Origin of the sequence: Burkholderia sp. Bp8986 (assembly GCF_003854225.1) — a bacterium.
Lineage (GTDB): Bacteria > Pseudomonadota > Gammaproteobacteria > Burkholderiales > Burkholderiaceae > Burkholderia.
In genome coordinates this window covers 145261-156184 of record NZ_QTQM01000003.1, presented here as the reverse complement: position 1 = coordinate 156184, position 10924 = coordinate 145261, and the positions used below count along the sequence as shown (strand labels likewise).

The window sequence follows — 10924 nt, the reverse complement described above, 5'->3', positions numbered from 1 at the left end:
TCGAACCGTACGAACCGGACCGGCCGGTTCACGCGCTCAGTGCGGCACCGCCGGCGCCGCTTCGACGTCGGACCGGCCCGGGCGCAGGCAGAGCGTGGCAAGCGCGGCGCCCGCGAGCGGCACGGCCAGCGCGAGGAAGAATCCGGACGGCCCGCCCCACGCCAGGAACGTGCCGCCGACGGCCGAGCCGGCGATCGCGCCCGCGCGGCCCATCCCGATCGCCCAGCCGGTCGCGGTCGCGCGCAGCGCGGTCGGATACGCGCCGACGATCAGGTAGTTCAGCGCGATCTGCTGGCCGCCGATGCCGAACCCGGCCGCGCCGACGAGCGCGAACACCAGCGCCCAGTTCGTGCCGGCGTAGCCGAGGGCGAGCGCGATCGCGATGCCGGACGCGAACATCGCGCCGAGCAGGTTGCGCGTATTCACGCGCGGCAGCACGATCGACAGCGGGATCGCGCAGACGATGAACACCGCATTGACGATCACGGTGCCGACCGGCGCCTGCTGCGCGGTCAGGCCGGCCGCCTTCAGCACCGTCGGCAGCCACGACAGCAGCATGAACCATGCGATCCAGTTCAGCAGGTAGATCGCCCAGATGCCGAGCGTGTTGCCCGCGTGGCCGTCGCGGAACAGCGCGGCGACGCTCGCTTTCGTCGTCGCCTCTTCGGGCACGGACAGGCGCGCGTCGGACGGCAGCGCCTGTGCGACGATCTTCGACAGCGTCGCCCGCACCCGCTGCTGCGCGCGTGCGTCGTCACGCGACGCCAGATAAAACAGCGACTCCGGCAGCAGCAGCGCGACGAGGCCGAGCACCGCGAGCGGCGCCGCGCCGCCCACGACGAAGATCCCCGGCCAGCCGATCACCGGCAGCATGCGCGCGGCGAGCAGCCCGCCGAGCATCGCGCCGGCGGGCAGGCCGAGCAGCACGCCCGTCATCACCGCGCCGCGCAGCCGGGCCGGACAGTATTCGGCCGCGAGCGCGAGCAGCACCGGTGTGCAGCCGCCCATCCCGAGCCCCGCGACGAAGCGCAGCGCGAGGATGTGGCGCGGGTCGCCGGCCCATGCGGTCGCGAGCGTCGCGGTGCCGAACAGCGCGAGGCCGATCATGATCGCCGGCCGGCGGCCGATGCGGTCGCCGACGAGGCCGAGCGTCATCGCGCCGATCGTCATGCCGACGATCCCGGCGGTCAGGATCGGGGCGAGCGCGCCCGCCGGCAGCCGGAACGACGCGAGGATCGCCGGGCCGGTAAACGCGATCGCCTGCGTGTCGAAACCGTCGAGCAGCGCGATCAGCACGCACAGCGCGAGCACGCGAATCTGCAACGCGCCGAGCGGCGCGTCGTCGATCAGCGCGGGAATCGAGCGAACGGAAGCAGCAGTCATGAAAGCGTCTCCAGGATCGCCCCGTCGTTGCGGGGCGATCCGATTATCGTTTTTGAATTACGGCGTGAATGGGTCGCGTATCAGTCCGCCAGCACCGCGACGGCCTTGATCTCGACGATGTAACCGGGCGAGCCGCCGAGCATGTGCGCGCCGACCGCGGTCCACGCGGGCCGCGGATGCGCATGCAGATAGCGGTCGCGTACCTCCATGAACAGCGGCAGGTCGCGCATGTCGGTGTGGAAGGTCGTCAGGTCGACCACGTCGTCGAGCGATGCGCCGGCCGCCTCGAGCACCCGCTTCAGGTTCTCGAACGCCTGCACGATCTGCGCCTCGCGGCCTTCGACGAGCTGCATCGCGGCATCGCGGCCGATCTGGCCGGATACATAGACGGTATCTCCGACCTTGACCGCCGGCGCGTAGCCGATTTTCTCGTACACGGCTTCCATTCCGGCGGGGATGATCGCTTCGCGTTTGGGCATGAGTGTCTCCGGGGCCGGCGTGTCGGCGCCGGCCGGTTGTTGGATGGTTGTTGGATGGTCATTCGCGCGCACGCCGGACTGCGGGCTGCGGCGCGCACGTGTCGGAAGAAGCGCGCGGCTCGGCACGCGCGCCGCTCAACCCGTATCGCCGCCCGCGACCGGCAGCACCGTGCCGGTGATGTAGCTCGCCTCGTCCGACGCGAGGAACAGGATCGGCGCGATCTGCTCGTCGAGGCTGCCGTAGCGTTTGAAGAACGTCGAATCGGTCACCTGCCGCACCGCTTCGGCCATCCACGCCTGCTCCTGCGCGTTGTCGCCGGCCGCATTGCGCGGCACCCGGCGCGGCGGCGCCGTGGTGCCGCCCGGCGCGGTCGCGACCACGCGGACGTTGTGCTCCGCGTATTCCATCGCGAGCGCCGCTGTCAGCGCATTGACGCCGCCTTTCGCCGCCGAGTACGGCACGCGGCGAATCCCGCGCGTCGCGTTCGACGATACGTTGACGATCGTGCCGCCGCCCGCGGCCAGCAAGTGCGGCAGCACCGCGTGGCAGCTGTAGAGCGTCGGCATCAGCGAGCGGCGGATTTCGGCGTCGATCTGCTCGGGTTCGAACTCGGCGAACGGCCGCATCCGGATCGCGCCGCCGACGCCGTTGATCAGCACGTCGATCCGGCCGAACGTCGCGACCGCGCACGCCATCGCCGCGCGCGCGCCGTCGTAGGTCTCGAGATCCGCGACGAAGCCGGCCGTGTTGCCGCCCGCCGCTTCGGCGGCCACCTCGGCCACGAAGTCCGCGCGGTCGACGAACAGCACCTGGCCGCCCTCGGCCGCCGCGCGCAGCGCGACGCCGCGGCCGATGCCCTGCGCCGCGCCGGTGACGACGACGACCTTTCCGGAGAATCGTTGCATGGTCATGCCGCCTTTGCCGTCACGTTCGGGGTGAACTTCTCGTAGTGGAAGCTGTTGGGCTTCACACCTTGATCGTCGAAGTACTGGCGCACCGCGTCGACCATCGGCGGCGGGCCGCACAGATAGACGTCCACGTCGCCGTCGTTCAGCGCATCGGCCGGAATGTGCTGCGTGACCCAGCCCTTGCGTTCGTGGCTCGACGCCGCATCGGCGACGACCGTCGCAAAGCTGAAGTTCGGCAGCTTCGCCGCATACGCTTCGATCGCGTCGACCAGCACCAGGTCGAGATCGCGCGTCACGCCGTAGATCAGGTGCACCTTCTGCTGCGAACCGCTGCGCGCGAGCACCTCGAGCATCGACAGGAACGGCGCGAGACCCGTGCCGCCCGCGAGGAACAGCAGCGGCCGCGCGACGTCGCGCAGGTAGAAGCTGCCGAGCGGCCCGTTCAGTTCGAGCGTGTCGCCGGGCTTGGCCGATTCGAGCCACGTGCTCATCACGCCGCCCGGAATCTTCTTGATCAGGAATCCGACCTTCGTGTCGCCCGGCGCGGACGAGAACGAGTACGAGCGGTGCTGGCCGCTGCCCGGCACACCGATGTTCACGTACTGGCCCGGCAGGAACACCGGTGCGGCCGCGTCGACGTCGAGTTCGAGCACGATCGCCGCGTCGTTGTGCTGGTCGACCTTCGTCACGGTCGCGGCGAACGCGCTGTGGCCGGTCTTGCATGCGACCGACGAGCTCGGCACCGCGATCACGCAATCGCTTTGCGGCACCATCTGGCACGTCAGCACGAGGCCGCCGTCCTTTTCGTCCTCGGTGAGCGCGTCGTCGATGTAGTCGTCGCCGAGGTCGTAGCTGCCGCTTTCCGCGCGGCACTTGCAGGTGCCGCACACGCCGTCGGAGCAGTCCATCGGCAGGTTGATCTTCGCGCGAAACGCGGCGTCGAGCACCTTCTCGCCGGCCTTGCAGTCGATGAAACGGGTGACCCCGTCCTCGAAGTTCAGTGCAATCTTGTAGGTGGACATGACCTCGTCTCCCTGTGTTACTGGTCGAAACAATCGGCGTCAGACGTGGTACACGTCGAGCACCTGCCGGATGTAGTCGTTCTTCAGCACGATCTTCTTGTTCGAGATCAGCAGCGCGTCGCCCACCTGGCGCAACGTGACGAACGTCGTGCCGAAGAAGTGATCGGTCACGCGGTAGCGGTGGTTCAGCGTGTGGAAGTTGTAGCGCACGTCCACCTCGCCGTCGCGCTCGGCCAGCACCTCGACGTTCGTCACGTTGTGGCTCGTGCGCGGCTCGGGCGTCGACGCGCCGCTGCGCTCGGTCTTGATCCGGAACACGCGATCCTCGAGGCCGCCGCGATCCGCGTAGTACATCAGCGAGATCTGGCTGTGCGGATCGTCGGTCGGCCGGTCGTCGTCGTCCCACGCGGGCATCCAGTACGTGACGTCTTCCGTGTAGCAGGTGAGCCACGCGTCCCACTCGCGGTCGTCGAGCAGGCGCGCTTCGCGATACAGCGCCGCGCAGATGGTCCGGTAATCGATGTTCATGCTTCCACCTCCCCGCGTTCCTGCTTCAGTGCATCGCGCATCACGCGCACCCAGTGTTCGTGCTGGCACACGAACAGCCCTTCGTCCTCGCTGCGCTCGCCCGACATGCGCGGGTTCAGCCCCATCCGTTTCGCGTTCTCGTCCGGCCCGTCGATCCACAGCGGCGCGCCGCGCGACAGGTCGTTCCACATCGCCGTGATGCCCGCGTAGCCGGCCTGGCACGCGCGGAACTCCTCGAGGTCGTCGGCCGTGCCCATGCCGCTCACGTTGAAGAAGTCCTCGTACTGGCGGATCCGCGTCTCGCGGTCGGCGTCGCTCTCGCCCTTCGGCGCGAAGCAGAAGATGCTGACTTCGGTCTTGTCGACGCCGAGCGGGCGCACCACGCGGATCTGCGTGCTGAACTGGTCCATCAGGAACACGTTCGGGTACACGCACAGGTTGCGCGTCTGGTTCACGATGAAGTCGGCCTGCACTTCGCCCACGCGCGCCTTGATCTCGTCGCGGTGCTGGTACACGGGCCGCACTTCGGGGTTCATCGTCTTGGTCCACAGCAGGATGTGGCCGTGGTCGAAGCCGTACACGCCGGCGACCGACTTGCTCCAGCTGTTCGCGTCGACGGCCTTGGTGCCGTCCTCCTTGCGGCGGCCCATCGTCGCCGCGTAGTTCCAGTGCACGGTGCTCACGTGATAGCCGTCGCAGCCGTTCTCCATCTGCATCTTCCAGTTGCCTTCGTAGATGTAGGAGGAGTTGCCGCGCAGCACTTCGAGGCCGTTCGGCGCCTGGTCGACGATCTGGTCGATGATCACGCGCGCCTCGCCGAGGTAGTCCGCGAGCGGCAGCACGTCGTCGCTGAGGCTGCCGAACAGGAAGCCGCGATAGTTCTGGAAGCGCGCGACCTTCTTCAGGTCGTGCGAGCCGTGCGTGTTGAACTGCACCGGATACTCGGTCGTCTTCTCGTCCTTCACCTTCAGCAGCTTGCCGGTGTTCGAGAAGGTCCAGCCGTGGAACGGGCACGTGAAGCTGCCCTTGTTGCCGTGCTTGCGCCGGCACAGCATCGCGCCCTTGTGTGCGCAGGCATTGATCACCGCGTGCAGCTCGCCGGTCTTGTCGCGCGTGATGACAACCGGCTGGCGGCCGATCCACGTCGTGTAGTAATCGTTGTTGTTCGGGATCTGGCTTTCGTGCGCGAGGTACACCCAGTTGCGCTCGAAGATGTGCTTCATCTCGAGCTCGTACAGCGCCTCGTTCGTGAAGATGTCGCGGCGGCAGCGGAAGATGCCGGCCTCCTTGTCGTCCTGCACGGCGGTGGCGAGCAGGTGGTCCAGTTCGGTGGTGGGGTCGATCGTGGCGGACATGTTGGTTCCTCCTGTGCGCGTGCCGGGTCCTGCAAGCACGCTCGCATCGGTATCGATTGAATCTCGCGGGAGCCCGGCCGGCGGCGGCGCCTGCGCGCCGCCGGGCCGTCGGGCGGTTATGCCGTGGCGGAAGCGCGCAGGCGTTCGACGATCTGGTTGTCCTTGCCCTCGACGCGCGGCGTCAGGACGAAGTTGAACTCAATGTCCTGGTACGCGTCGGCCTTCAGCCCGAGCGCGGCGCCACCGGTCTTGCCGGTGACGGGCGGGATCAGCTCCTCGCGGGTTGCATACGCGAAGTCGTCCCAGATCAGCGGGTCGCCGTCGATGTTGAACTGCGTTGTCAGCTTGCGGTGGCCGTCGCTCGTCACGAAGAAGTGCACGTGCGCCGGTCGGTTGCCGTGGCGGCCGAGGCGGTCGAGCAGCTGCTGCGTCGCGCCCTGCGGCGGGCAGCCGTAGCCGACCGGCATCAGCGTGCGGAACTCGTACTTGCCGTCCGCGCCCGTCTTCACCGCGCCGCGCAGGTTGAACTCGCTCTGCGCGCCGGTCGGGTCGAAGTGCGAATAGAAGCCGTGCGAGTTCGCGTGCCAGCACTCGACCAGCGCGCCGGCCACCGGCTTGCCGTCGAGATCCTTCACGGTGCCGTGGATCACGAGCGGGCCCGCACCTTCGTCCGCGTCGAGGTCGATCTTCGCGACGCCGTCGCGCACCGGCGCGCCGGCGACGTACAGCGGGCCTTCGATCGTGCGCGGCGTGCCGCCGTCCAGGCCGATCGCCTCGTCCTCGGCGTCCATCCGGATGTCGAGATACTTCTCGAGGCCGAGGCCGGCCGCGAGCAGCGCCGCTTCGCCGTCCTGGCCGAGCTTGTTCAGGTAGTTCACGCCGGCCCACACTTCGTCGGGCGTGATGTCGAGGTCGTCGATCGCCTTGAACAGGTCGCCGAGCAGCCGCAGCACGATCTGCTGCGTGCGCGCGTCGCCGCCGTTAGCTCCATTGGCGCCCGCGTTCGACGCGGCCTTCAGCAGATCCTGCACTTCCTTGGTTTCGAAAACTTTGACGCTCATGATGGTGTCTCCACGTGTATTTGGGGAAAGGTGACCCGGGGTGCTCGCCGTTGCAGAAGCGGCGGCTCCGTGGCTCAAACGTCGCCGTCGTGTATCGACGACGGGTGGCGACACAACGGCGTCACCGAAATCTTCATGTACGGGAACAGCGGCAGGCCGGTCAGGATCTCGTGCAGCTCGGCGTTGCCCGACACGTCGAACACGCTGTAGTTCGCGTATTCGCCGGCGATGCGCCAGATGTGGCGCCACTTGCCGCTGCGTTGCAGCTCCTGCGAGTACGCCTTCTCGCGGGTCTTGATCTCGTCGGCCACCGCGGCCGGCAGGTCGGCCGGGAGGTTGACGTCCATGCGTACGTGGAAAAGCATCGTGATGTCCTGGTACGTGAGCGGGTTGTCGCGGGTATTAGCGGGTCAGCGGGCGACTTTCGTCAGCCCGTCGCGGGTGAAGCGCGCGACCTTCGCTTCGTCGAGTTCGATGCCGAGGCCCGGGCCGCTCGGCACGGTCAGCTCGAAATCGCTGTAGTCGAGCGGGGTCGCGAGAATCTCTTCGGTAATCAGTAGCGGTCCGAACAGTTCGGTGCCCCACTGCAGGTTCGCGAAGCTCGCGAACAGATGCGCGGACGCGACCGTGCTGAACGCGCCTTCGAGCATCGTGCCGCCGTACAGCTCGATGCCGGCCGCGTCCGCGATCGCCGCGACGCGTTGCGCCGCGAACAGGCCGCCGCTTTGCTCGATCTTGATCGCGAACACGTCCGCGCCGTGCTGCTTCGCGATCTCGAACGCGCTGTCCGGGCCCTGCAGGATTTCGTCGGCCATCAGCGCGACGGGGAAGCGGCGCATCAGCCGTGCGAGCGCCGCGGCCGACGCGACCGGCTGCTCGACCAGTTCGCAGCCGGCATCGGCGAGCGCCGGAATCGCGCGCGCGGCCTGCGTTTCGCTCCATGCCATGTTCACGTCGACGCGCACCGAGGCGCGCTCGCCCACTGCCCGCTTGATCTCGGCCACGTGCCGGATGTCCGCGTCGAGCGCCTTCGCGCCGATCTTCAGCTTGAACACGTTGTGGCGGCGCAGGTCGAGCATCCGTTCGGCTTCGGCGATATCGGTCGCGGTGTTGCCCGATGCGAGCGTCCACGCGACCGGCAGGCGATCGCGCCGGCGGCCGCCGAGCAGTTCGCTGACCGGCACGCCGAGGCGCTTGCCGTGCGCGTCGAGCAGCGCGGTTTCGAGCGCGCTCTTCGCGAAATGATTGACCTTCGCGAGCTTGCCGAGGAACGCCATCAGCGTCTGGATGCGCGTCGCGTCGCGGCCGATGATCGCCGGTGCGAGATACGCGTCGATCGCGAGCTTCATCGCCTCCGGGCTCTCCGGGCCGTAGGCCATCCCGGCGATCGTCGTGCCTTCGCCGAGGCCCGTCACGCCGTCGCTGCAGGTCACCTTCACCAGCATCAGCGTCTGGCCGTGCATCGTGGCGACCGACAGCTTGTGCGGACGGATCGTCGGCAGGTCGACGAGGCGGGTTTCAATGCGTTCGATGGTGACTGAGGACATGGGGCACGCTGCGTGTGGGGAGTTCATGGAACGGATTTATACGCGGCGGGGAAATGGAGCGTCCAATACTTTTGGTCTCGCTTTTTGATACCTGGGAGGTATCGAAAATCGCTTGGAGATGCGGGATATTGCGGTGCGCCATACCTTTTTTGGCTAGGTGTACGGGCTGGGAGGCTTGCTGGAGCGCGGTCTTGCGGGTCCGGGGTGTTGCTTGGGCGGGGGTGCGGTGCGGCTGCTCTTGGCCGGGGGAGATCGGCTGAAAACGGTGGCCTGCCCGGGTCGATCAGGGTTTTTCCTGGGGGGAAATGGTGGGGTTGGCTGACCGGTCTTCGGGTTTGGCGTCGGGTTCTGCGGACGAATGGAAAGCGGTCGGTATGCGGGTAAGGCGGTACCAGGAGTGCAACCAACGACAGCGCAAAAGTCTTCTACATCGGCGCATGCCCGCAATCGGCCATAAGGCATCGTTCACCTCTGCTCGTTGTGCTGACATTCGGGCGACCGCTTATCTTTTGACAGTGGACTTGCGCAGGTTTGTCAAATAACGGGCCATTGACGTAATTTGCGCCACGCTAACGGGCGAAGATGTTGAAGCGGGCGTTTATCGAGACCAATGTTTGACACCTATCGATGGCGTGTACTGATAGCTTGCATGGCTGTATTGGACGCCCGAGCGCATGACTGTCGTTTTGTCGGTCGTGCGAAAAGTGCTGCGGAGGTTGACGTGGAAAACCCGGGGCTTCGGAACCGCAGTCGGAAGCTTGCCCGAACGGCCGAGAACCCCGTCGCCCGCACTCTTTGCATCCCTACGCGTCACCGGATTTCGTTTGGGGCGCACTTTTGCTCCCCGTCTGGGCTGCCCATTTCGGAGAGCTCCTGCGGCAGCCTTCTAATTTTCAGCATCATGTCTTTCAGCTTCGCCGAACGAGGTCCGAAGCCTCCCGAAGTCTACAAATGCAAAGATGCCAGTGGTTCCGGACGCATCTCATCTCAATCGGTGGATAACCTTCTTTTGTGCGAAGCCCTTCGACGCGGCCGGCGATTGTCCGCTCGTGCGAAAAAAATGCCCGCACAAGCGGACGTCTCTTATAATCAATCGAGTGAACGTTGGTAAGCAGTTCCGCACCGCCTTACCTGACCACGCTGCGTCGTTCCGCATCGCTGGAGTCGCAGTAGCGCTGCTGCTGTTTCCGATGTCCTGCTAGCACAGAACGTACAACCACCAATCGTTTCGGCAGATTGTTATAGAACCCGCACAAATGGGCAAGGTCGCAAATCCATTACTCGCTTGTCAACGAGAGAAGACAGGTTCCGTAACCTTTGACAAGTTCGATTATCAGTATCATTGGGCGCTCTTCGAGATGCTGAAGAGATACGAGCGCGACGAAGTGACCATTGCTTTTGTTGAGTTGCACGAAGACGTTCTGCTTGCGGATTCTCACGACGGCGAACGCGCACGCTTCCTATACTGTCAAGTCAAGACGACGCAGCCCAAGTGGACGTCGAAAAAGCTCCTTAATCGCAAGGCCGAATCTAAGAAAGGTGAGCCGAAAGAAAATTCGGTTCTCGCCAAGATGCTGCTGGGAGTTCAATCTGAAAAGCTAAGTCAAAGTCTATCTGGGCTTGAGCTCGTGGTGACGTCCGGATTTTCCCTCCAACTCGGCGACGAGTCAGTCGAAATTAATCCAATCCCATTTGACAAACTCCACGAGAGCGAGCGAGAACTGCTTCGAGAATCGATAGAAGCTGAACTGGGTCACTCAGTACATCTACAAAAGGTCGCTTTCAGGAAAAGCGATCTCGTCGAAAAATCTTACGACGACGTTGTTATGGGTGTTATTGCCAAGCTTGTTGAACGGAAATGGCCGGGAAGCCGCACGAATGTAAGCGGCGTCTACACGGCTTTGATTGACGAGCTTCGACGAAAAGGCAAGGTTACCTACGACTACGAATATTGGGACGACTTGGTGCGCAATAAGGGCGTGCCATCAACGCGCATCGGCGAACTACTAGGCAAACTAAGTGAGATGACTGACGTAGAGGATTTGGTCAAGTTGGCACAAGAACAACTAATGTTCTGGGGGCATTCGCCGAAACGACAACGCGACCTACGTAACCCACTTCGCGCTTACGCTCTGAAGAGTCTCACCGACCGTTCGCTGTCGCATATGCAAGTTCGAGCCGCCGTTTCGGCACATATCTCGCAAGCCTTGTCGCAAGAGGACGAACTGGAGCGAGACGAATTTGAAATTCTGGTAGCCACTAGCCCAGCTGTGGTCAAAGAGTTTGCTCAATCAAGCGATGAGCTTTTCTGTATCCATCTTATCGAGTATCTGACCTTTGAAAAATCAACCGACGGCAGCACACTTCAAGAGACTGATTCGGAATCTACGGACCAAAGCGCATGAAGCACTTGATATTAAATCGCCTTTACATTCAGTCGAATTCCCAAGAATTGGGCGGTCAATTTTGGTTCGAGAAAGGACTAAACCTCATAACGGGGGTCGATAACTCGATTGGGAAATCGACCCTTGCTCGCCTTCCATATTGGACGCTCGGGTGCGACTACGCATTCAGTGATACGTGGCGCGGGCTAGACGTTCGTACCATTTTGCATTTCACGGTCGACGGTGTCGCATGTGT

Annotated in this window: 10 protein-coding genes; 1 reads left to right on the top strand and 9 read right to left on the bottom strand. The window is 64.5% G+C overall.

Annotated elements, in window-relative coordinates; genetic code table 11:
• Positions 1-36: 36 nt before the first annotated feature.
• The 9 genes from DID99_RS04565 to DID99_RS04525 form a co-directional block, all read right to left on the bottom strand.
• Positions 37-1383 carry an MFS transporter gene (locus DID99_RS04565; RefSeq protein ID WP_124666175.1) on the bottom strand — a complete coding sequence of 449 codons (1347 nt, stop codon included), beginning with the start codon at positions 1381-1383 and terminating at the stop codon, positions 37-39.
• An 80-nt stretch (positions 1384-1463) separates the two neighbouring features.
• Positions 1464-1862, bottom strand: coding sequence for a RidA family protein (locus tag DID99_RS04560; RefSeq protein WP_124666174.1), 399 nt, complete (start codon positions 1860-1862; stop codon positions 1464-1466).
• Between the two features lie 135 nt (positions 1863-1997).
• Positions 1998-2774: a benzoate diol dehydrogenase BenD gene (gene benD, locus DID99_RS04555; RefSeq protein ID WP_124485832.1), complete on the bottom strand. Its 777-nt coding sequence runs from the start codon at positions 2772-2774 to the stop codon at positions 1998-2000.
• A complete protein-coding gene (gene benC, locus DID99_RS04550; protein ID WP_124666173.1) occupies positions 2771-3793 on the bottom strand; it encodes a benzoate 1,2-dioxygenase electron transfer component BenC in 1023 nt (340 codons plus the stop codon). The genes benD and benC overlap by 4 nt, the downstream gene beginning before the upstream one ends.
• Before the next feature lie 39 nt (positions 3794-3832).
• A complete protein-coding gene (gene benB / locus DID99_RS04545; protein ID WP_124666172.1) occupies positions 3833-4321 on the bottom strand; it encodes a benzoate 1,2-dioxygenase small subunit in 489 nt (162 codons plus the stop codon).
• A complete protein-coding gene (locus DID99_RS04540) occupies positions 4318-5676 on the bottom strand; it encodes a Rieske 2Fe-2S domain-containing protein (RefSeq protein WP_124666171.1) in 1359 nt (452 codons plus the stop codon). Before DID99_RS04540 ends, benB begins: the two co-directional genes overlap by 4 nt.
• Positions 5677-5792: 116 nt before the next feature.
• Complete coding sequence (gene catA / locus DID99_RS04535) at positions 5793-6737, bottom strand: catechol 1,2-dioxygenase (RefSeq protein WP_124666170.1); 945 nt, start codon at positions 6735-6737, stop codon at positions 5793-5795.
• A 74-nt stretch (positions 6738-6811) separates the two neighbouring features.
• Entirely contained in the window at positions 6812-7102 is a 291-nt protein-coding gene (gene catC / locus DID99_RS04530) for a muconolactone Delta-isomerase (protein WP_044843427.1), read from the bottom strand.
• Between the two features lie 45 nt (positions 7103-7147).
• The gene (locus tag DID99_RS04525; RefSeq protein ID WP_124666169.1) at positions 7148-8284 is read right to left on the bottom strand and encodes a muconate/chloromuconate family cycloisomerase; all 1137 of its coding nucleotides are present in this window, start codon (positions 8282-8284) and stop codon (positions 7148-7150) included.
• A 1256-nt stretch (positions 8285-9540) separates the two neighbouring features.
• On the opposite strand from DID99_RS04525, the gene DID99_RS04520 reads away from it, so the two are divergent.
• Positions 9541-10689, top strand: coding sequence for a dsDNA nuclease domain-containing protein (locus tag DID99_RS04520; protein ID WP_124666168.1), 1149 nt, complete (start codon positions 9541-9543; stop codon positions 10687-10689).
• The last annotated feature ends 235 nt before the right edge of the window (positions 10690-10924 follow it).